The organism is Burkholderia sp. R-40 (genome assembly GCF_049942845.1).
In the GTDB taxonomy this organism is placed as follows: domain Bacteria; phylum Pseudomonadota; class Gammaproteobacteria; order Burkholderiales; family Burkholderiaceae; genus Burkholderia; species Burkholderia ambifaria.
In genome coordinates this window covers 367408-386095 of the sequence record NZ_CP187969.1, presented here as the reverse complement: position 1 = coordinate 386095, position 18688 = coordinate 367408, and the positions used below count along the sequence as shown (strand labels likewise).

Here is an 18688-nt window from a genome sequence, read left to right as displayed (position 1 = left end):
AAACTGCGGCTCGCCCGAATTCCGCGTCAATCGAATCGCGGTTTAATCGTACGAAATCCAATTCATCGGTGAATCCCGGCTTCGCCGGTGGGGAATGAACGGCGCCATGCGGTGTCATGCGCAGAAGATGCGTGGCCCGCGGATTTCAACGATTCAAAAAATTTGCTCTTTCCATTCTGATAATTTGAATCATCATACGTAGCAAATGCCGTAGCATTGGGTGTCAAATCGGTGTCATTTCGACTGACATCGATAAATGCCATCGATTAGACCCTCCCATGATCCGCATTGGAACGCTTCACGTTTTTCTCGACAGACGTGAAATTCGCGCGAACGGCGAATTGTTGCGCATCGGCAGCCGTGCATTCGAAATTCTCGAACTCCTGATTCAGGCAAATGGCGCGCTGGTCTCGAAAGACGAGATCATGCAGCGCGTATGGCCGCACACGTTCGTGGAAGAAAACAACCTGCAGGTGCATATCGCGTCGTTGCGCAAGGCGCTGGGCCAGGACCGGCATCTGATCGTCACGGTGCCGGGGCGCGGCTATCGGCTCGTCAGCGAACCCGCCGAAGGCGCGGCTGCCGTGCGCCCCGCGACGTCCCGGCTCGCACCCGCACCGACCGCGCTCGTCGGGCGCGAGCAGATGGTCGCCGATGTCCTCGCGGCGCTCGACGCGTCGCGCGTCGTGACGCTGGTCGGCGCGGGCGGCATCGGCAAGACGCGCGTCGCGGTCGAAGCCGCGCTCCGGGCCGAGGCGCGCTTTCCGGATGGCACGGCGTTCGTGTCGCTGGCGACGGTCGCGTGCCCGCAATTCGTCCCCGCCGCGCTGGCCGACGCGCTGGACCTTGCGCTGCCCACCCGCCCGTTGACGCTCGAAGCGGTGCTCGCGAGCGTCGCGCATCGCAGGATGTTGCTCGTGCTCGACAACTGCGAGCATCTGCTGGACGCAGCCGCGCGAATCGCCGCCGTGCTGACCGAGTCCGACACCGGGCTGCGCGTGCTGGCGACCAGCCGCGAGGCGCTTCGGATCCACGGCGAGCGACAGTGCCCGGTGCCACCGCTCGAGGTCGGCGACGAAGGTGCCGGCGCGGCCGACACGCTGGGCGCAAGCGCGGTGCAATTGTTCGCGGCACGCGCGTGCGCCGCCGATCCGCGCTTTCCGCTCGACGAACGCAGCGTGTCGCTGATGGCGTCGGTGTGCCGGCATCTCGACGGCCTGCCGCTGGCGATCGAGCTGGCCGCCGCCCGTGCGGCCGTGCTCGGCATCGACGTGCTGGCCGATCATCTCGACGACCATTTCCGATTGCTGACCGGCGGCTTTCGCACGGCATTGCCACGCCACCGGACGCTGCAGGCCATGTACGACTGGAGCTACCGCTTGCTGGGGGACACGGAGCGCGTGCTGTTGCGCTGGCTCGGCGTGTTCCGCGACGGTTTTTCGATCGAGGCGGTGCGGGACATCGTCGGCACGACGGGGCTGGCTGATGCGGACCTGCTCGACACGATCGCCGGACTGGTGTCGAAGTCGCTCGTGAACGTCGAGAATGCGCACGGCGTGCCGCGCTACCGGCTGTTGACCACGACGCGCGCGTATGCGCTGCAGCAGCTCGAGAACAACGGCGAAAGCGCGGCCGCCGCGCTCGCGCACGCGAACTACTTTCTTGCGTTGTTCACGCTGGCGCCCGACGGCGGCGATGGGTCGTCGCCTGAAGCGCGGCGCGATCTGGTACGCCGCGAACTCGGCAATCTGCGCGCGGCGCTCGACTGGGCGTTTTCGCCGGACGGCCACGCGGAGACCGGCATCGCGCTGGCGGCCGTGGCGGTGCCGTGCCTGCTGGACCTGTCGCTCGTGGACGAGTGTCGCGAACGCGCGCGCGTGGCGCTCGACGCGATGCGGGATCTGGATGCGACGCCTTCGCAAGACGATGCGCGCAAGCGGCTGCTGGCCGCGTATACCGCGGCGCTTGCGCAGGGCGGCGGATCAAGCCGCGGCATTCACGACGCGTGGCCCGAAGCGGATGCGCTCGCTTGCGAGACAGGCGACGAACCGTAACGACGCACGCGAGCGGCGCGATCACGACGTTCGGTGCGATGCGCAGATCCGGACGCGTGACGCGAGAAGGAAATGAAGCGCGTCCGCGGCAGGATCACGCAAGCGCGAGAAACCGGTCGACGAGATCGGGGCGATCGAGCTGCTCGACCCACCAGCGCAACGCGCGGCCGGCTTCGTCGGCGCGCCACGCCATGTAGCAATGCGTCGTGTCGCGCATGCCGGTCACCTGGCGGGCGACGAGCTTGCCCTGTGCGATCGCGCGCGCCGCGATGCAGTCCGGCAGCGTGCCCACGGCGAGCCCTTCGCACTGCGCGGCCAGTTTTGCCGCGAGGGTCGGTACCGCGAGCGTCGGCTGCCCGGCATCGATCGCGACCGAGCGCGGCTGCAGTTCGCGGGACGTGTCGCTGATCACGGCGCCGCGGTACTCGACGATCGACGCCATCGACAGCGGTTCGGGCAGGGCCGCGAGCGGATGGGTGGGCGCGATCGCGAACACGTGCGTGAGCGTGCCGATCGGCCGCGTGACGATGCCCGGCAGCTCCGGCGGCTCGCCCGTCGCGCCGACGACGAGATCCGCGCGGCGCGCCACCAGCGCGTCCCACGTACCACCGAGGACTTCGGTCGAGAGCCGCAGCCGCGTGTCCATTTCGAGCCCGTAGAACGCATGCACGTGGGGCCATAGCGCGTCGAACGGCAGGATCTCGTCGATACAGATGCGCAGCTCGGTTTCCCAGCCTTGCTGCGCGCGCTGCGCCTTGAGTTCGAGTTGCTCGGCCGCATGCAGGAGCCGCCGGCCTTCTTCGACGACGACGCGACCCGCATGCGTGAGCTTCGCACGGCGTCCGCTGCGGTCGAACAGCGCGACGCCGAGGTCGCCCTCGAGCTTGTGCACGAGGTAAGTCAGGGCCGATGGGACGCGATGCAGCAGTTCCGCGGCTTCGGCGAACGTGCCGGTACGGTCGATCGCGTCCAGCGCTTCGAGCGCTTCGAATGACAGCTTCATGATGGATTTCACAGGCAGGGCGTCGGGCCGTCATGTTAACGCGCCGAGCCCCTTTGTCCAGTCAATAGCGATCCGTCAGGTCGGCGTCGACTCGTGGTGCTTCGCCGCGGCGTTGGACGGCTGCGCGCCGGGCAGCGAGCCGAACATGTGCTGCGTGCACTTCGCTTCGCTCCATGCGGCCTTCAGGTGGATGCCCGCGAGCATCCGGCGAGCGACCGGCAGGATCTGTTCGCCGGCCAGGATGCCCAACAGCCCGGCCAGCGCAATGGTGGGCGGCGCGGGCGCTTGCACGCCGATCAACGCGTAGACGGCGCCGGCGAGAATGCCGGCCAATAGCGACGAAACGTACGGTTTCATAATATAAATTGAAGTGGGTGACAACCGTGTGGAAGGTGCGAATAAATCCCCGCCGATGAACCGACGAAGTCGAAAAACAGCCTATCAGGTCATCGCGGGCGCGGCGCGAAAATTCCCCCGATTTAAGATCTTTTCAGGATCGGTTTTCAGCGTGTTTTTAAACAGAACGATTAATTGGCATTGCTTCGAGTTTACATGTTGAATGGAAGACGTTGGCAGGAAAAACCTCCCAGCACAGCACATCGGGCCCCCGGCTTGCCGGCGAGCCAGGCTTTATTTTTCTCCACGTCAAAGGACATGATCGCCATGAGCAATCCGAAGCTTGAAGTACTCACCCCCCAGAACAGCCAGCTGATCTTCATCGACCAGCAGCCGCAGATGGCGTTCGGCGTGCAGTCGATCGATCGCCAGGTGCTGAAGAACAACGTCGTGGGCCTGGCGAAGGCTGCGAAGGTCTTCAACATCCCGACCACGATCACGACGGTCGAAAGCGACAGCTTCTCGGGCCACACCTATCCCGAGCTGCTCGACGTGTTCCCGAACCAGAAGACGCTCGAACGCACGTCGATGAACTCGTGGGACGACCAGAAGGTGCGTGACGCACTGGCCGCGAACGGCCGCAAGAAGGTGGTCGTGTCGGGCCTGTGGACCGAAGTCTGCAACACGACGTTCGCACTGTGCGCGATGCTCGAAGGCGACTACGAGATCTACATGGTGGCCGACGCATCGGGCGGCACGTCGCAGGCCGCGCACGACATCGCGATGCAGCGCATGGTGCAGGCCGGCGTGGTTCCCGTTACGTGGCAGCAGGTGCTGCTCGAATGGCAACGCGACTGGGCACGCCGCGACAGCTACGACGCTGTGATGGCGATCGCGAAGGAGCATTCGGGCGCGTACGGGATGGGCGTCGACTACGCGTACACGATGGTCCACAAGGCACCGCAACGCACGGCGACGCCGCACGAGTCGATTCCGCCGGTGCCGGCGAAGTAACGCGCCCACTCGGGACAGTATCGATGCCGCCGCGTCGTGCTCGATGAGCGCGCCGCGGCGGTGATACGTCAATGCGGGCGGCGTGACGCGGTTCATCCGCGCAGGCCGCCCGCGGAGCGTTTGCAGGGCATCCGCCTGCATTCCAATTTGTTCGAGAGATTGATCGTATGGAACCTTATCTGGTTTCCCTTGGTGCGGGCCTGCTGATAGGCGTGATCTACAGCGCTATCAAGGTTCGCTCTCCCGCACCGCCGCTGATCGCCCTGGTCGGGTTGCTCGGCATGTTGATTGGCGTGCAGGCGGTCCCCGCCCTCAAGCAGCTCATCGGCCTTTGATCGAAGTGAGGTGACGCAATGACCGCAACCGATACCCAACCGGATCTGATCCTGCACAACGGGCGCATCACGACGCTCGACCGTGCGAACCCCGTCGCCGCCGCGGTGGCGATCAAGGACGGCCGCTTCGTCGCGGTCGGCAGCAACGCGGACGTGATGCCGCTCGCGGGCCGCGCAACGAAGGTCGTCGACCTCGACGGCCGCGCGGTGCTGCCCGGCCTGACCGACAACCATACGCACGTGATTCGCGGCGGCCTGAACTACAACATGGAGCTGCGCTGGGACGGCGTGCGCTCGCTCGCCGTCGCGATGGAGATGCTGCGGCAGCAGGTCGCGATCACGCCCGCGCCGCAATGGGTGCGCGTGGTCGGCGGCTTCACCGAACATCAGTTTGCCGAGAAGCGCCTGCCGACGATCGACGAGCTCAACGCGGCCGCACCCGATACGCCGGTGTTCATCCTGCACCTGTACGATCGCGCGCTGCTGAACGCGGCCGCGCTGCGCGTCGTCGGTTATACGAAGGACACGCCGGAGCCGCCGGGCGGCACGATCCTGCGTGATGCCGCGGGCAACCCGACCGGCCTGCTGCTCGCGAACCCGAACGCGACGATCCTCTACGCGACGCTCGCGAAGGGCCCGAAGCTGCCGTTCGAGTACCAGTACAACTCGACGCGCCACTTCATGCGCGAGCTGAACCGGCTCGGCGTGACGGGCGTGATCGACGCGGGCGGTGGCTCGCAGAACTACCCCGACGATTACGAAGTGATCCGCCAGCTGCACGACGCGGGCGAGATGACGATCCGCATCGCGTACAACCTGTTCACGCAGAAGCCGAACGCGGAGAAGGAAGATTTCGTGAACTGGACCAAGAGCGTCAAGTATCACGACGGCACCGACTACTTCCGCCACAACGGCGCGGGCGAGATGCTGGTGTTTTCCGCGGCCGACTTCGAGGACTTCCGCGTCGCGCGTCCGGATCTGCCCGCGCAGATGGAGGACGATCTCGAAGGCGTGGTGCGCGTGCTCGCGCAGAACCGCTGGCCGTGGCGCATGCATGCGACCTACGAAGAAACGATCAGCCGCGCGCTCGACGTATTCGAGAAGGTCAACGAGGACATCCCGCTCGAAGGGCTGAACTGGTTCTTCGATCACGCGGAAACGATCTCCGAGCGATCGATGGACCGGATCGCGGCGCTCGGCGGCGGCATCGCGGTGCAGCACCGGATGGCGTATCAGGGCGAGTACTTCGTCGAGCGTTACGGCGCGCAGGCGGCCGAGGCGACGCCGCCGGTCGCGAAGATGCTGTCCAAGGGCATCAAGGTGTCGGCCGGCACGGACGCGACGCGCGTGGCGTCGTACAACCCGTGGGTGTCGCTCGCGTGGCTCGTGACGGGCAAGACGGTCGGCGGCACGCGCCTGTATCCGCAGCGCAACCTGCTCGATCGCGAAACCGCGCTGCGCATGTGGACCGAGTACGTGACGTGGTTCTCGAACGAAGTGGGCAAGAAGGGCCGCATCGCGGTCGGGCAACTGGCTGACCTGATGGTCCCCGATCGTGATTTCTTCACGTGCGCGGAGGACGATATCGCCGACACGACCGCGTTGCTGACGGTGGTCGGCGGCCGGATCGTGTGGGGTACCGGGCCGTTCGCGTCGCACGATATGCCGATTCCGCCGGCGATGCCGGACTGGTCGCCGGTGCGCGCGTACGGCGGCTATGGCGGCTGGGGCGCGACGCAGCGTGAGGGCGCGCCGCTGCAGCGAGCAGCAGCGGCCGCTGCCGCGTGCGCTTGTTCGACCGCGTGCGGGATGCACGGCCATGCGCATGCGAGCGCATGGGGCCGCACGTTGCCGACGTCGGACGCGAAGGGTTTCTGGGGCGCGTTCGGCTGTTCATGCTGGGCGGTCTGACATGACGACCCTGACCGGCCGATGTAGCCCCGGGTGGATTCGCGCGCTTCTTTCCCAGCCATGGGTCGGATCGCTGGTCCGGCTCGCGCTCGTTTCCGCGTTCCTGATCGGCGGGGTGAACAAGGCGATGCACTTCGGCGATGCGGTCGCGGAGCAGGCGCATTTCGGCCTGCACCCGCCCGCGCTGTGGGCGGCGCTGGCGATTGCGGTAGAGATCGGCGGCTCGCTGTGCGTGGTGTTTCGCCGCTTCACGTGGCTCGGCGCGGGCAGCCTCGGCATGCTGACGCTGGTCGCGATGGTCGTGGCGAACGATTTCTGGAACCGCTCGGGTGCCGAACATTTCATGGCGCTGAACAGCTTTTTTGAGCATCTGGGCTTGATTGCGGCGCTCGTCCTTGTCACCATCGTCGGCGATATTCAACGGGGGGAGGGCGACGGCAATCCCTGAACGCCGGGTCGGCCCTCCCGCGAACGCGACGCGGCAACCGTGCCATCCAAGGTCGCCGCGTCGCCCAACCTTTACGCAAACATCACGAATTGAAATCTGAAGACACCCTTCTTTCCGCGGTCGCCGGGTTCGTCGATACGCTGAGCTTCGTCTCGCTGTTCGGGCTGTTCACCGCACACGTGACGGGCAACTTCGTGCTGATCGGCGCCGGCGTTGCCGGATTCGGGCAGGGCCTCGTGCTGAAACTGAGCGTGTTTCCCGCCTTCATATGCGGCGTCATCGCGGCGAGCCTGATCGCGCGATCGTTGTCCGCGCGGCCGGCATGGCAGGGCGCGCGTGCGCTGTATGCGGTGCAGGCCGTGATGCTGCTCGGCTTCTGTGCGGCCGGTGTGTGGGCGACGCCCGTCACGCAGTCCGACAGCCTGCCGGTGCTGTTGGCCGGCATCGTCGGCACGTTCGCGATGGGTGTGCAGAACGCGCATCCCCGCGTGATCGCGCGCGCAAGCGTGCCGAACACGGTGATGACGGGCAACGTCACGCAGGCGATTCTCGATGTCGTCGACCTGTTGTCGGCCGGCACGGCCGACAGCGCGCGCGTGGCCGCACGCGCACGGTTCGGCAAGATGCTGCCGGCGATCATCGCGTTCGCGCTGGGTGCAATGGCGGGCGCGCTCGGCTTTCGCTACATCGGATTCTGGGCGCTGCTCGCGCCGGCTGGCGCGCTTGCGGCACTGGCATTGACGTCCGGCGCGCATGACGCGGCGCCTGCCGTGCGGAGTTGAGTTGGTCGACACGCCGCGCGGCAGGCGGCAGGCCGTCGGCGCAAAGCGGTCTTCGTTCGGATGAGCGAGGGCGCTGCTGGAGTGTGCGCGGCGGCGCTCTTCTTACGCCATCGACTCGAGGTCGTACGACGGCGACGGATGCGCTACCGGTCGCCGTCTCGCGGGTTGCCCCAGAACAGGAAGACGATCACACAGCACAACAAAGCACCTACCAAAACCAGTTTCATGCTGGGCCTTGCGTGCGGTGGACGGAACGATCGGTATTCAGGTAGCGCGGTCGAATCTCACCGCGCCGTGCTCCACTCGAAAATCCAGTTTCAGAGAACGGTCAGCAACCGCAGCTGATGCTCGGTTTCGGTCCCTTTTACCAGTGCGTAGAACCGCGCCTGCCCACGCTCGAGGGTCGACAGGTTTTGTGCGTCGGAAAACATGTTCCATTCATCACCGTCGATACGCTCGAGTTTTCCACGCGTCCGCGCAAACGCAAGCAACAATCGACTGGCTTCCCGCCGGATCACGACGCGCTCCATATCCAGCACATAGGGCTGCCAGCCGCTCAGCAGGACGAGGTAGTGCGGTACGGATGTTGGGTCAGTGATCATCGCGGCGTGGCTTCTTCTCGGACGGCGTTGGCAAATCGGACTCCTTCCAGTCTGGTCCCTGCGCGGGGCGATCGATATGGAAGGAAGAGGCCGTCAGCGACGTGCTTCACGTGCGTGCGCCGACTTTCCCATTTTCAGCCAAATTGCGCCGTCAACCAACCTTCTCCCCATTTCGCTGCGTACGCAACTGCCTCATCGCGGCGTTCGAAGGCGGCCAGGTCGCCGCTGCAGAGTACCTGCCGCTCATCTCCGTCGACGAGCAACGTGGTAATCCTCGCATGTGCGATGTACTGTCCATCGGCCCGGCGTGGTGTCGGATCGATTCGGAACCGTGTCGAATTGAAGAGCATGTGCTCCTCCAGGTTTAGGGTTGTCGCGGGGTACGCGGCCGTGCGCGCGCCACTGTCAGATATGCTCTCGAAGGTAGCGAATGCACTTTATCCGCAGGCCCGACCGATTGGCGATCGCGCCTCGGGGGCGGGCCGTCGAGTCGTCTTCCACGCCCGGAAGCCGCTCCGGCAGCGGAGGGTCATCCACGGCGTGGACCGATTTCGCGATCTGAAGAGACGCGTGCCCTATCCAGACACGATCGCGCCATTCGCATTTCGCGCGATGGACGACAAGCCACGCCTGCAGTGATTCCACGAGCTGAAACGGCGACAACCACTCGCGCGTTTTCCTTTTGGTGACCAGTTGAAGGGCAACAAGGAAACAGAGCAAGTCCACGTACCGGGTCGCGACGCGCATGGTTGGTCTTCTGCTTTTGATGCTTGTGAAGCGTCCGCGCCGGCGGCTCAGCTCTGCACGCTGAGCGCTTTCTCGATGGCTGCAATCAATTTGAAGGCATCGTCCCGGCCGATCAGGAGGCCGCGGCTGGTGTACTCACAGCCGAACGCATAGAAGCTCGGCAGTAGCGTCACCATGTCTTTCTGTCGATCGAAATCCACCTGGCATTTCGTCAACGGGAAAAACGGTGGGGCATCGGCCGGCAGGTTGGACACGATGCGCTCCTAGTACATTTTGCGCGGGGGCAACATGCGCTTCGCGCGCAGGCGCTGCCTGGCAACGGCACTGGCCTTTTTGCGCTTGCGTTCCGTCGTCGGCTTTTCATAGCCGGTGCGACTGCGCAGCTCGCGAATCAACCCGGTTTTCTCGATGTCGCGGCGGAATCGGCGCAGTGCGACATCGATCGGTTCGTTGACTTTCAGTGTGACGGTTGTCATGGTTGCCCTGTTTTAGAAGGTTCGAATATGAAGTTAGCCGAGCCGCGTCATGACGGCGCTCGCTATCTCGTCGGACTCGAATTCCGAGTGTCCGGCACCGATCGATAGCGCGCGTATCGCGCCGTACATTTGCAACTCTTGCTGGTGACACAGAGCCGAATCAGAGATTCCGGCAAGCGAGATCGTGTCGGCCCACGTAACCTCGTGCCGTCCGATCAATGCGAGTAGTTCGTCAATGACCATGTTGCTCTCCAGATTGCCGATGCATCGCATCGGCTGGGTAGCCGCCTCAGCCTGCGTTCGACAGGAACGCGTGTGTTTCGCGATTGTCGTCGATGATGTTCTCGGCATAGCGCACCGATGCGCGACGTGCGTCACCGGCCGTACCGAACGGCGCGTTGTCGCGAAGCCGGTACGTCTGGCTTTGCGTCTGCGTGTCCGTCGCACCGCGAAGACAAATCCTGACTGCTGCGTCGAAGCCGGCATCGTAGTTGTGCGGAGCACCATTCGCTGCCGGTACGTGCGGGTAAATCAGTGGATAGATCTCGAATCCACGGTAGGAATGCATGCTCATGACAAACTCCTGTCGTTCGGCCGCGGCGAAAAGCACGGTCGAACTCGTCCGGCCAAGGTCCGTCCATTGTCGGGCGGACCGGCGGGGGTGAAAGGGACAAAATTGCAGCGCGGCGGAGGGGATGCAACAAAGCGCGCGGTAGTGAAGGGGGAGCGCTCGGAGGGCGGGTGATCGCTCGGATAAGCCCATCATACGCGCATCGTTCGTCGGGCCTTCAACTTATTCGGTATTACGTGCCGCAACCGGCACGCGCGTGGTGACGGATCGTGACCGTCTTCGCCCCGCGCCGCAACAGGTTGCGAGATGGTCGCCGCTGCCTGTGCAGCCGCGATTCGACGCTATTGCGCAGACGTCGTGCGCTTTTTTTGCTGCGTCTTCGTGATCGAGGACTCTTTCGGCGGCACCCAGTTCAACGCCGTGCCGAGCTTCGGCAGCATCGGGGGCTGCTTGGTACGCGGAGGCGCCTTGTTGCCGCGGGACTGATATTGGGTCATGGAAATTCTCCTGCTGCGTCGCGTGCGCGATCCTGCGAGGATGGCTGGTCCGGGCCCGGATGCGCGGTCGAACACGCGCACCATGACGGGCATCTGCCTGCGCGCAGGTTCAATGTCTCCCTGCGAAGCGGACGGACCAGTCGAGCCGGCCTCGAGGCGCGTGGCGCCGCGAGGCCGTGCATGACACAAGGAGCGGCGGCAATGCGCCGCTCCTTGCGCGAAGTCGAGGCTTGAGACGGTTACAGCGGGGTGATGTTCGCTGCCTGCAGGCCCTTGGGGCCGTTCTTGGTCTCGTAGCTCACCTTCTGGCCTTCGGCAAGCGTCTTGAAACCGTCGCCGCGAATTTCGGAGAAGTGCGCGAACAGATCGTCGCCACCTTTATCGGGCGTGATGAAGCCAAAGCCTTTGCCGTCGTTGAACCACTTGACAGTACCGGTATCCATATTAGATCTCCTGAGAATAGACGAACGGATGCGCCACGAATGGACGCGGGAAAATAATCAAGGAGGGAAAGGACAACGAATACCGCAGTTCGCGGTCGATGATGAGCAGCAGTCGCGCTTCTTGAATACTTCACGGCCGACAGTACGCGGCGGCGACAGAGGTGTCAAGCCTTTTCGGTCGAGGGTGAGAGATGGCCCGGGTGCGTTTCTGACGGATTTCGGGCCAGTTTGAGCGTCGCCGGTGCAGTGGACGGACAAGCCGTTGCGACGACCGTAGCCGCGGTGCGGGAACAGCGAATGCTCGACGTCTGATGAAATCAGCGCCGGCTCACTTGCGTATTGAGCTCGACGCAACACTGTGTGGGGAGGCGTCTGTGAGAACCGAACGAGAGCTGTTTGAGCAATGGTGGTTTCGCGATACGCCTAGCGAATATCGCGCCGACGTCGTCAACCGGGTTCGTGACCAGGACGGCTACGTCCGGGGCACGCGCGTGGCCGCTGCATGGGATGGGTGGCAGGGCGCACGCAAAAGCCAGAGCTGGATCAGGACGAGTCAGCACTGTCCGACGCGCCTGGATGCCGATCAGGCGCTTAACGTGCTGGCCTGGACTCCGGAAGGATTCGCGGTGGTCGCTTCATTCGAGGACGTGGCGAACGCGCAGTCCGGATACACGCACTGGATTCCGCTTCCATCGGCGCCCGAGAATTAGGTGCCGGTCGGTGCGAAGGAGAGAATCGCCGTCCGGTACGTGCTGCTCGTCGAGGCCGCGCCGGAATCGAAAACGCCACTGTAATTTGGACAGCGGTGGTCCGTGCCGTTGAAAGCGGCACCGCGGTGCGCGCGAGCGCCACGATGGGGCGCGACGCGCAGCTTCCCGCAGCGCATCGCCCCGTGGCGATGAAATCAAGCCTCCCGGTATGTCCCCTTGGCTTTCGCCGTTTGCGTCGCGAGCGCATCCATCAGCGGCGGATTCAGGCAATCGTAGGGCTCGAGCCCTTTGGCGCGCAGCGTGTCGCGCACGTCCGCCATCAGTGACGGTGGCGTGCCGCTCTCGATGATCGACGACACGAATGCAGCGAAACCGGGCCCGTCCCAACCGGTATCCGGCGACAGCTCGGTATGAATGAAATCCAGGCCATAAAACGCATGGTCGGCATTTTCGATGCGGCCGAACAGGTGCGTGCCGCATGCGGAGCACGCATGGCGCTGAATCAACGCCTTGTCGTCGACGACGCGCAGTTTCTTGCCATGTGCGGTCACGGTGACCTTGTCGCGCGGCACGACGCCCACGACGGAAAACAGCGCGCCGGCCGGCTTCCAGCACTTCGTGCAGCCGCACGCGTGATTGAATGCGACCTGCGCATCGACCCGAACCTCGACCGGATCCGGTGTGCACTGGCAGCGCAGCGTACCGCCCGCGAAATCGGCGGCGCCCTTTTGAATGCCGCGATCGACGGCGGGATGAATGGCGACGGACATGTTCATGCTCCTTTGCGATGCTTCACTGGTGAACGACGGCTCGGATCGACTTCCCGTTGCGTATCGGAGCGAATGCTTCGTTGATGTCGGAGAGCGATTTCGCGTGTGTCACGAACGGCGCAAGCTGAACCTTGCCGTTCGTTGCGTCCTCGACCATGCCGGGTAATTGCGAGCGGCGCTTGCCGGAAAGATCGATCCGTATTCGGCGCGGTGCTCCGGCACGCGCGAACGCATCGATCTGCCCTTTTTTGCACGACGTGCGCGCACGCAAGAACACGCCACGATTCTGCGCCTTTTAGGTCGCCTCTCGTGGTTTGTCAGAAACTGGGGGGGAGTATATGACGGATACTGGTGGGGAGTATCCCGGCGATGTCCCGATTCCGGAATCATCGTGCCGGGAGAACGACGGTGGCCTGACGAAAGACGTCGACGTCGCCAAGGACGCGTCGTGATGCGGCGGTGCAAACGGCTGCATGGAGCCGCTTGCGCCGCGCAGCTCGCGCGCCGGATCGCGAGCAGGCTTCCGATGCGCTAAGCAAGCGGAGCGGGGCCCGGCGTCGCCGGGCCTCCACGATAATCCCGCTATTTCACGGGTGTGAGGATCGGCGCACCCTGGTTCTTGATCATGAACACGACGAATTTTGCCGGCTTCGTGTTGCTGGCATTTCGTCCGACCGTGTGGATGTCCTTCGGGCCTTCGTGGTATGTGTCGCCGGCGTGAAGCGTGACCTCCTTCCCGCCGTTCAGGCCCATTACGATGCTGCCGTCGAGCACATAGACGAATGCGTGCGCGTCGTGACGATGAACGGGATCGACGCTGCCGGGCGGATAATCGACGACGATCATCTCGGCCTCCTTGCCCGGATACTCGGGCAACGGCTCCGTGGTCAGCGTCGTAACCTTGGCTTGCGGTGCGGCGGCGGCGGCCGGCTGCACGGGCATCAACAGCGACAGCGTAAGCGGCGCGAGAGTGAGCATGATGCGTTTCATGTCGTTACTCCAGGTTGGCCTTGTCGAGCCCGAACATCTTGTCGAACGATCCGGGCACGATGCGGAACGCGACATTCAGCCGGTTCCAGCAGTTGATCGCACCGACGAGGAACGTCAGATCCGACAGCTCCTTCTCGGAATAGTGAGTCCGCACGCGTTCGTAGAGCTCATCCGGCACGCCATCCGACTGAAGATGCGTCAGCGCTTCGGTCCATGCGAGCGCGGCGCGCTCGCGCGGCGAGAACAGCGTCGACTCGCGCCAGATCGCGACGTGATGCATGCGCAGTTCGCGCTCGCCGTGAATCCGGGCCGCCTTGACGTGCATGTCGACGCAGAACGCGCAGCCGTTCAGTTGGGATGCGCGAATCTCGACGAGCTCGCGGACCGGCACTTCGATCGTCGTCTTTTGAAACAACCCGTCGAGCTCGACGAGTTTCTTGGTGAATTCCGGCGATTGCTGAAAGTAGTTGATACGTTGCGTCATGATCCGTTCTCCTGATTTGTGGAAGCGGGTACCGCCGGCCCTGCGTATCGCGATCGATCGCACGACCCGCTTGGCAGCCATCGTAATCGCGCGTCTCGCGTGCCAGTAGTACCGGGCGCGTGCGCACTCTGTTGTCGCGTCGGCACCAATCGTTCGCCACGTATGTCGGCGAGATTCGGTCACGCCGACACCGTGAGAATATTGCAGATGCCCTGCCGCGCCATCTTCGTATAGGGGCACAGGCGCTCCGTGTCGCGCACCAGACGTTCCGCGACCTGCCGGTCGATACCCGGCATGCGGACGGTGACATTCGCGATCAGCGCATATCCGCCATCCATCGGATCACGACCGAACGTCACTTCGACGGCTACGGTGGCGTCGCGAATATCGATCCGGTCGCGTTGCGCGAGCAGGCTCAGCGCGCCGTGAAAGCACGCGGCGTAGCCGGCGGCCAGCAACTGTTCGGGGTTGGTCCCGCCGCCCGGGCCACCGAGTTCGGTCGGTAATCGCAGATCGAGGACGAGACAGCCATCGTCGGAGCGCGCGACGCCGGAAGCACGGCCGTGCCCGGCTTCGCCGCCGGACACGGTGACCGTCGTCGTGTAGAGCGGGGCGAATTCCCGCCCCCGGTATTTGTCGAGCAGTGTCAGCGGCGGAGGTTGCAACCTCTCGTTCTCCATATCTCTCCCGGTCTGTGATCGGCGAACGCGAACGTTCCGAACCTTGCGTGTCCGGACGGTGCGTGGTGCGTCGACGCGCATCGGCGCAAGGGTGCAGGCCCTGCCGGCAACTCGATCCCGATGACCGCCATTCCAACGATGGCCGACGCGCTCTTTGCCATGCTAGGCAAAGACGCGCCGCCGGACCAGATCAGCTTGGGATGCATGGTGTTGCCTACTCCGTACCAATACGGTGAGCGCGACGGGCGCGAGGGCGCATCGATCTTTTCCACCACTGCAGTGGCGCGACCGATTGGTGTCGATGAGGAACGGGAAAGTGTTCCGACGCAGGTCTATCTGCGCATGAATGCCGCTCCTAGTATTCCGGCACGGCAAGGCGATCGAGGCATCCGGTTTTCGATGGCGCCACCCGCCACGCCCCCCGCGCGCCAGCTGAACCGTCGACCCGGTGCGCGTGACTGTCGCGCGCCGGTCGATCCCATCGACTGACCGGCCGGATCGATACGCCGGCGCGGTCGTTACTCTGGAGTGAAGCCAGATGCAGTCCTCAACGAAACCTTCACCGCCGCCGCTGACGGGCGGAAAACTGATCCTTGCGACCCTCGCCGTCGCGCTCGCGACGTTCATGAACGTGCTCGATTCGTCGATCGCCAACGTCGCGATTCCGACCATCTCGGGCAACCTCGGCGTCTCCGTCGACGAAGGCACGTGGGTGATCACGCTGTTCTCGGCGGCCAATGCCGTCGCGATTCCGCTGACGGGCTGGCTCACGCAGCGCGTCGGGCAGATCCGGCTGTTCGTGGCCGCGATCGTGCTGTTCGTGTTTTCGTCGTGGTTGTGCGGAGTCGCGCCGAACCTGCTCGTGCTGCTCGCCGCACGCGTCTTGCAGGGCGTCGTCGCGGGGCCGCTGATTCCGCTGTCGCAAGCGATCCTGCTCGGTTCGTATCCGAAGGAGAAAAGCGCCACCGCGCTCGCGCTATGGTCGATGACCGCGACGGTCGGCCCGATCGCCGGCCCCGCGCTGGGCGGCTGGATCACTGATAGCTACAGCTGGTCGTGGATCTTCTATATCAACATTCCCGTCGGCCTGTTCGCGGCCGGCGTCACGTGGATGATCTATCGCGACCGCGAGACGCAGGTGCGCAAGGTCCCGATCGACAAGGTCGGGCTGATGTCGCTCATCGTGTGGGTCGCGACGCTGCAGATCATGCTCGACAAAGGCAAGGACCTCGACTGGTTCAGTTCGCCCGTGATCTGCGCGCTTGCCGTCATCGCCGCCATCAGTTTCCTGTTCTTCCTGATCTGGGAGTTCACGGAGGGAAACCCGATCGTCGACGTTCGCCTTTTCGCGTTGCGCAATTTTCGCGGCGGCACGATTGCGATCTCGGTCGCGTACGCGGTGTTCTTCTCGAACCTCGTGATCCTGCCGCAATGGATTCAGGGCTATCTCGGCTATCGATCGGTGGACGCCGGACTCGTGACGGCGCCGCTCGGGATCTTTGCCGTGATGCTGGCGCCATTGATGGCGAAGATCATGCCGAAGTCGGACGCGCGGGTGCTCGCGACGCTGGCCTTCCTGGGCTTTGCGGGCGTGTTCTTCATGCGCTCGCATTACACGACGGGCGTCGACCCCTATACGCTGGTGCTGCCGACGCTGTTGCAGGGTATTCCGATGGCGCTGTTCTTCACGCCGCTGACCGCGATCATTCTGTCGGGGTTGCCCGCCGAGCGCATTCCGGCGGCCGCCGGCCTGTCCAATTTCGTGCGTGTGTTCGCGGGCGGCGTCGGCACGTCGTTGATCTCGACCGGATGGAACGACCGGACGATCCTGCACCATGCGCGGCTCGCCGAGCAATCGAGCGTGAACAACCCGGCCTATGCGAGTGCCATCGCCCAGCTGCAGGCGACGCTCGGCGGCGGCGCGGATCAGGCCACGACGTTCTTCGAACGCACGCTGAATGCCCAGGCCGCGATGCTCGCGCTGAACGATATCTTCTGGTTGTCGTCGATCATCTTCATCATGATCGTGCCGCTGGTCTGGCTCACCAAGCCCGCCAAGGGCGGCGGCATGGCGGGCGGCGCGCACTGAACGGGGGCCGCAGGCAATCGTACGGAGGGGAACCGGGCATGGCGCCGCCTTCGGCCCGATGCGTGCAAGAAACCGCCCGGTTCCCTATAGCGCGATGACCGTGTGGCCGCACGGCTGGCCGGCCGGTTCTCCGAGCATCGCTTTCAGATCGCGCTCGATCGTGCCGCACAACGTCGAAATGGGAACGTCGTTCGCACCGCCTTCGAACGGATTCTCGGTGCCTTCGCCGACCTGATCGAGCGACGTATACATCCACGACACCGCGACGCTGCATGGCACCACCAGCCATACCATGTTGCCGTGCATGAAGCCGGTCACGCCATCGTTGAGCCGGTTGAATTCGTTCAGAAGACCGAACGGAAGAGACAGGCAGAAGAACCGGACGAACAGCGAGCTGACGGTCGCGTACTGGCGCGGATACGGGAAGTTCTTGAAACGCTCCGATCTCGACTGGAGCGCGATGAAATCCCCGATCGTCTTGTGAAGCTCCATGTAGAAGCTCGTATTCAGCTGACCGGCCGCGTGAAGTGTCTTGAGCGCACTGCATTGCAGGTTCAGCACGCATGTCGAAATGGACGCGGAAGAGAGCGCCTGTGCCGTTTCTGACGGCGACAGGTAGTTCGGCAACACGTCCGCGATGTCCTGTTCCCACTCCGGCACGCGATAGAACCGGCGGTATTCCGCGTTGTAGCGTTTGCTCGTGCTTTCCCAGACCCGAGGCCGACGCAGGTCGTATCGCAGCGCGGTCAGCCATCCGAGGTGCCGATCGATCAGCGTGCGGGAAATCGCTTCGTCGCCGGCAAAATCGCGCGCGAGCTGGCCCCAGCGACGGCTCTTGCTCACGATTTCGGTCCAGATATCCAGTGCGTCCGTTGCGCGGTTGTACGTCTGCACGTTCTTGAAGCCGACGATGAACGACGTCGCGGTTCCGAGCAGAACCACGATCGTCAGCGGGATCGACAACCAGGTGACGCACAGGAACTTGTACAGAATGACCGGCACAGTCCCGAACACGAGAAGCTCGTAGATGTTCCAGCGAGTCCAGATCAGGAACTCCGACAGCTTGTACGATTTTCCGAGATGCATTTCATTTGCCTCATCGAGGACTCAGCGTGCCCCGAAGGCACAGCGCAGCGGCCACGCGCGAGGGAGCAGCAACGAAGGTCTTCAGCGGACAGGTGCTGCTACCGCCCGACGGGCGTCGCGTCAGTCGACGACGGTCACGATATTGACGGTGCCTTGTCTGGCCATCTTGGCATACGGGCACAGGCGTTCCGCGGCTCGAACCAGCTCTTCCGCGATGCTTCGATCCACGCCGGGCATCCGCACCTGGACGTCGATGAGCAATGCATGGCCGCCGTCCATCGGATCGCGGCCGAACGACACCCGCACTTCCACGACCGTATCGGCGGGTTCGATGTCGGCGCGTTGCGTGAGCAGGTTCAGCGCACCGTGAAAGCACGCGGCGAAGCCCGCCGCGAACAATTGCTCGGGGTTGGTGCCGTTGCCGGGCCCGCCGAACTCGGCGGGCAGGCGCAGATCGACGGCGAGGTTCCCGTCGTCCGAGCGCACGACGCCGGAGGCGCGGCCGTGTCCGGTCTCGCCACCGGACACGGTGACGCTCGTCGTATAGAGCGGCTGGAATTCCCGGCCTCGATACCTGTCGAGGAGGGAAAGCGGAGGGGCCTGCAGCTTGTTGTCATTCATCAGAATTTGCTCCGAGAAACCCCGCCATTGATGGCGGGA

The 18688-nt window shown here is 64.2% G+C and carries 26 protein-coding genes and 1 pseudogene; 9 read left to right on the top strand and 18 right to left on the bottom strand.

Annotation, left to right across the window (positions count from 1 at the left end):
- The first annotated feature begins 278 nt into the window (after positions 1 to 278).
- Entirely contained in the window at positions 279 to 2054 is a 1776-nt protein-coding gene (locus ACP26O_RS30530) for a winged helix-turn-helix domain-containing protein (RefSeq protein ID WP_175664573.1), read from the top strand.
- A 94-nt stretch (positions 2055 to 2148) separates the two neighbouring features.
- On the opposite strand, the gene ACP26O_RS30525 is transcribed toward ACP26O_RS30530, so the two are convergent.
- Together ACP26O_RS30525 and ACP26O_RS30520 are read right to left on the bottom strand one after the other, a co-directional pair.
- Complete coding sequence (locus tag ACP26O_RS30525) at positions 2149 to 3057, bottom strand: LysR family transcriptional regulator (RefSeq protein WP_175664574.1); 909 nt, start codon at positions 3055 to 3057, stop codon at positions 2149 to 2151.
- A 75-nt stretch (positions 3058 to 3132) separates the two neighbouring features.
- Entirely contained in the window at positions 3133 to 3414 is a 282-nt protein-coding gene (locus ACP26O_RS30520) for a XapX domain-containing protein (protein ID WP_165754098.1), read from the bottom strand.
- A 306-nt stretch (positions 3415 to 3720) separates the two neighbouring features.
- Between ACP26O_RS30520 and ACP26O_RS30515 the strand changes: the two genes are divergently transcribed.
- The 5 genes from ACP26O_RS30515 (at position 3721) to ACP26O_RS30495 (ending at position 7883) form a co-directional block, all read left to right on the top strand.
- The gene (locus ACP26O_RS30515) at positions 3721 to 4407 is read left to right on the top strand and encodes a hydrolase (protein WP_011656592.1); all 687 of its coding nucleotides are present in this window, start codon (positions 3721 to 3723) and stop codon (positions 4405 to 4407) included.
- Between the two features lie 167 nt (positions 4408 to 4574).
- Positions 4575 to 4742: a DUF1427 family protein gene (locus ACP26O_RS30510; protein ID WP_011660704.1), complete on the top strand. Its 168-nt coding sequence runs from the start codon at positions 4575 to 4577 to the stop codon at positions 4740 to 4742.
- Between the two features lie 18 nt (positions 4743 to 4760).
- Positions 4761 to 6653 carry an amidohydrolase gene (locus ACP26O_RS30505; RefSeq protein ID WP_175701352.1) on the top strand — a complete coding sequence of 631 codons (1893 nt, stop codon included), beginning with the start codon at positions 4761 to 4763 and terminating at the stop codon, positions 6651 to 6653.
- 1 nt (position 6654) lies between these two features.
- Entirely contained in the window at positions 6655 to 7101 is a 447-nt protein-coding gene (locus ACP26O_RS30500; protein WP_175664576.1) for a DoxX family protein, read from the top strand.
- An 89-nt stretch (positions 7102 to 7190) separates the two neighbouring features.
- Entirely contained in the window at positions 7191 to 7883 is a 693-nt protein-coding gene (locus tag ACP26O_RS30495) for a YoaK family protein (RefSeq protein WP_175664577.1), read from the top strand.
- Positions 7884 to 8200: 317 nt separating this feature from the next.
- On the opposite strand, the gene ACP26O_RS30490 is transcribed toward ACP26O_RS30495, so the two are convergent.
- From ACP26O_RS30490 to ACP26O_RS30450, 9 genes are all read right to left on the bottom strand, one after another.
- Entirely contained in the window at positions 8201 to 8485 is a 285-nt protein-coding gene (locus ACP26O_RS30490; protein ID WP_006759566.1) for a hypothetical protein, read from the bottom strand.
- Positions 8486 to 8619: 134 nt separating this feature from the next.
- Positions 8620 to 8835: a hypothetical protein gene (locus ACP26O_RS30485; protein WP_105832875.1), complete on the bottom strand. Its 216-nt coding sequence runs from the start codon at positions 8833 to 8835 to the stop codon at positions 8620 to 8622.
- A 55-nt stretch (positions 8836 to 8890) separates the two neighbouring features.
- A complete protein-coding gene (locus ACP26O_RS30480) occupies positions 8891 to 9232 on the bottom strand; it encodes a hypothetical protein (protein WP_050812322.1) in 342 nt (113 codons plus the stop codon).
- A gap of 47 nt (positions 9233 to 9279) precedes the next feature.
- On the bottom strand, positions 9280 to 9486 hold the full coding sequence (locus tag ACP26O_RS30475; protein WP_126223869.1) for a hypothetical protein: 207 nt from the start codon (positions 9484 to 9486) through the stop codon (positions 9280 to 9282).
- Between the two features lie 9 nt (positions 9487 to 9495).
- On the bottom strand, positions 9496 to 9708 hold the full coding sequence (gene rpsU / locus ACP26O_RS30470; RefSeq protein ID WP_006754722.1) for a 30S ribosomal protein S21: 213 nt from the start codon (positions 9706 to 9708) through the stop codon (positions 9496 to 9498).
- A 33-nt stretch (positions 9709 to 9741) separates the two neighbouring features.
- Entirely contained in the window at positions 9742 to 9951 is a 210-nt protein-coding gene (locus ACP26O_RS30465) for a hypothetical protein (RefSeq protein WP_041491858.1), read from the bottom strand.
- A gap of 46 nt (positions 9952 to 9997) precedes the next feature.
- The gene (locus ACP26O_RS30460; protein ID WP_011660698.1) at positions 9998 to 10282 is read right to left on the bottom strand and encodes a hypothetical protein; all 285 of its coding nucleotides are present in this window, start codon (positions 10280 to 10282) and stop codon (positions 9998 to 10000) included.
- Positions 10283 to 10620: 338 nt separating this feature from the next.
- Entirely contained in the window at positions 10621 to 10776 is a 156-nt protein-coding gene (locus ACP26O_RS30455; protein WP_012371974.1) for a hypothetical protein, read from the bottom strand.
- Between the two features lie 239 nt (positions 10777 to 11015).
- Positions 11016 to 11219 carry a cold-shock protein gene (locus ACP26O_RS30450; RefSeq protein WP_011660696.1) on the bottom strand — a complete coding sequence of 68 codons (204 nt, stop codon included), beginning with the start codon at positions 11217 to 11219 and terminating at the stop codon, positions 11016 to 11018.
- A 374-nt stretch (positions 11220 to 11593) separates the two neighbouring features.
- On the opposite strand from ACP26O_RS30450, the gene ACP26O_RS30445 reads away from it, so the two are divergent.
- Entirely contained in the window at positions 11594 to 11929 is a 336-nt protein-coding gene (locus tag ACP26O_RS30445) for a hypothetical protein (RefSeq protein WP_041491759.1), read from the top strand.
- A 194-nt stretch (positions 11930 to 12123) separates the two neighbouring features.
- On the opposite strand, the gene gfa is transcribed toward ACP26O_RS30445, so the two are convergent.
- The 5 genes and pseudogenes from gfa to ACP26O_RS30420 form a co-directional block, all read right to left on the bottom strand.
- Positions 12124 to 12699 carry an S-(hydroxymethyl)glutathione synthase gene (gfa, locus tag ACP26O_RS30440; protein ID WP_175664578.1) on the bottom strand — a complete coding sequence of 192 codons (576 nt, stop codon included), beginning with the start codon at positions 12697 to 12699 and terminating at the stop codon, positions 12124 to 12126.
- Positions 12700 to 12721: 22 nt separating this feature from the next.
- Positions 12722 to 12880, bottom strand: a pseudogene (locus ACP26O_RS30435) (S-(hydroxymethyl)glutathione dehydrogenase); the annotation flags it as partial.
- 401 nt (positions 12881 to 13281) lie between these two features.
- Positions 13282 to 13689 carry a cupin domain-containing protein gene (locus ACP26O_RS30430; RefSeq protein WP_011660693.1) on the bottom strand — a complete coding sequence of 136 codons (408 nt, stop codon included), beginning with the start codon at positions 13687 to 13689 and terminating at the stop codon, positions 13282 to 13284.
- Positions 13690 to 13693: 4 nt separating this feature from the next.
- Positions 13694 to 14173, bottom strand: a complete 480-nt coding sequence (locus ACP26O_RS30425; RefSeq protein WP_165754093.1) for a carboxymuconolactone decarboxylase family protein — start codon at positions 14171 to 14173, stop codon at positions 13694 to 13696.
- Positions 14174 to 14352: 179 nt separating this feature from the next.
- Positions 14353 to 14853, bottom strand: a complete 501-nt coding sequence (locus ACP26O_RS30420) for an Ohr family peroxiredoxin (protein ID WP_175664579.1) — start codon at positions 14851 to 14853, stop codon at positions 14353 to 14355.
- 120 nt (positions 14854 to 14973) lie between these two features.
- Here ACP26O_RS30420 and ACP26O_RS30415 point away from each other — a divergent pair, with 120 nt between their 5' ends.
- Together ACP26O_RS30415 and ACP26O_RS30410 are read left to right on the top strand one after the other, a co-directional pair.
- Positions 14974 to 15342 carry a hypothetical protein gene (locus ACP26O_RS30415; protein ID WP_175664580.1) on the top strand — a complete coding sequence of 123 codons (369 nt, stop codon included), beginning with the start codon at positions 14974 to 14976 and terminating at the stop codon, positions 15340 to 15342.
- Between the two features lie 49 nt (positions 15343 to 15391).
- Positions 15392 to 16942, top strand: coding sequence for a DHA2 family efflux MFS transporter permease subunit (locus ACP26O_RS30410; RefSeq protein ID WP_175664581.1), 1551 nt, complete (start codon positions 15392 to 15394; stop codon positions 16940 to 16942).
- 84 nt (positions 16943 to 17026) lie between these two features.
- On the opposite strand, the gene ACP26O_RS30405 is transcribed toward ACP26O_RS30410, so the two are convergent.
- Entirely contained in the window at positions 17027 to 18028 is a 1002-nt protein-coding gene (locus tag ACP26O_RS30405) for a bestrophin family protein (RefSeq protein ID WP_175664582.1), read from the bottom strand.
- Positions 18029 to 18148: 120 nt separating this feature from the next.
- Positions 18149 to 18649, bottom strand: a complete 501-nt coding sequence (locus tag ACP26O_RS30400; protein ID WP_011660687.1) for an Ohr family peroxiredoxin — start codon at positions 18647 to 18649, stop codon at positions 18149 to 18151.
- Between the last annotated feature and the right edge of the window lie 39 nt (positions 18650 to 18688).

Excerpts from the sequence above, each read along its gene's own strand:
- ACP26O_RS30425 (WP_165754093.1), bottom strand. The coding sequence starts at position 14,173 with ATGACGCAACGTATCAACTACTTTCAGCAATCGCCGGAATTCACCAAG.
- ACP26O_RS30410 (WP_175664581.1), top strand. The coding sequence starts at position 15,392 with ATGCAGTCCTCAACGAAACCTTCACCGCCGCCGCTGACGGGCGGAAAA.
- ACP26O_RS30505 (WP_175701352.1), top strand. The coding sequence starts at position 4,761 with ATGACCGCAACCGATACCCAACCGGATCTGATCCTGCACAACGGGCGC.
- ACP26O_RS30530 (WP_175664573.1), top strand. The coding sequence starts at position 279 with ATGATCCGCATTGGAACGCTTCACGTTTTTCTCGACAGACGTGAAATT.
- rpsU (WP_006754722.1), bottom strand. The coding sequence starts at position 9,708 with ATGACAACCGTCACACTGAAAGTCAACGAACCGATCGATGTCGCACTG.
- ACP26O_RS30415 (WP_175664580.1), top strand. The coding sequence starts at position 14,974 with ATGACCGCCATTCCAACGATGGCCGACGCGCTCTTTGCCATGCTAGGC.
- ACP26O_RS30400 (WP_011660687.1), bottom strand. The coding sequence starts at position 18,649 with ATGAATGACAACAAGCTGCAGGCCCCTCCGCTTTCCCTCCTCGACAGG.
- ACP26O_RS30405 (WP_175664582.1), bottom strand. The coding sequence starts at position 18,028 with ATGCATCTCGGAAAATCGTACAAGCTGTCGGAGTTCCTGATCTGGACT.
- ACP26O_RS30480 (WP_050812322.1), bottom strand. The coding sequence starts at position 9,232 with ATGCGCGTCGCGACCCGGTACGTGGACTTGCTCTGTTTCCTTGTTGCC.
- gfa (WP_175664578.1), bottom strand. The coding sequence starts at position 12,699 with ATGTCCGTCGCCATTCATCCCGCCGTCGATCGCGGCATTCAAAAGGGC.
- ACP26O_RS30500 (WP_175664576.1), top strand. The coding sequence starts at position 6,655 with ATGACGACCCTGACCGGCCGATGTAGCCCCGGGTGGATTCGCGCGCTT.
- ACP26O_RS30525 (WP_175664574.1), bottom strand. The coding sequence starts at position 3,057 with ATGAAGCTGTCATTCGAAGCGCTCGAAGCGCTGGACGCGATCGACCGT.
- ACP26O_RS30420 (WP_175664579.1), bottom strand. The coding sequence starts at position 14,853 with ATGGAGAACGAGAGGTTGCAACCTCCGCCGCTGACACTGCTCGACAAA.
- ACP26O_RS30515 (WP_011656592.1), top strand. The coding sequence starts at position 3,721 with ATGAGCAATCCGAAGCTTGAAGTACTCACCCCCCAGAACAGCCAGCTG.
- ACP26O_RS30520 (WP_165754098.1), bottom strand. The coding sequence starts at position 3,414 with ATGAAACCGTACGTTTCGTCGCTATTGGCCGGCATTCTCGCCGGCGCC.
- ACP26O_RS30450 (WP_011660696.1), bottom strand. The coding sequence starts at position 11,219 with ATGGATACCGGTACTGTCAAGTGGTTCAACGACGGCAAAGGCTTTGGC.
- ACP26O_RS30430 (WP_011660693.1), bottom strand. The coding sequence starts at position 13,689 with ATGAAACGCATCATGCTCACTCTCGCGCCGCTTACGCTGTCGCTGTTG.
- ACP26O_RS30455 (WP_012371974.1), bottom strand. The coding sequence starts at position 10,776 with ATGACCCAATATCAGTCCCGCGGCAACAAGGCGCCTCCGCGTACCAAG.
- ACP26O_RS30460 (WP_011660698.1), bottom strand. The coding sequence starts at position 10,282 with ATGAGCATGCATTCCTACCGTGGATTCGAGATCTATCCACTGATTTAC.
- ACP26O_RS30485 (WP_105832875.1), bottom strand. The coding sequence starts at position 8,835 with ATGCTCTTCAATTCGACACGGTTCCGAATCGATCCGACACCACGCCGG.
- ACP26O_RS30490 (WP_006759566.1), bottom strand. The coding sequence starts at position 8,485 with ATGATCACTGACCCAACATCCGTACCGCACTACCTCGTCCTGCTGAGC.
- ACP26O_RS30465 (WP_041491858.1), bottom strand. The coding sequence starts at position 9,951 with ATGGTCATTGACGAACTACTCGCATTGATCGGACGGCACGAGGTTACG.
- ACP26O_RS30510 (WP_011660704.1), top strand. The coding sequence starts at position 4,575 with ATGGAACCTTATCTGGTTTCCCTTGGTGCGGGCCTGCTGATAGGCGTG.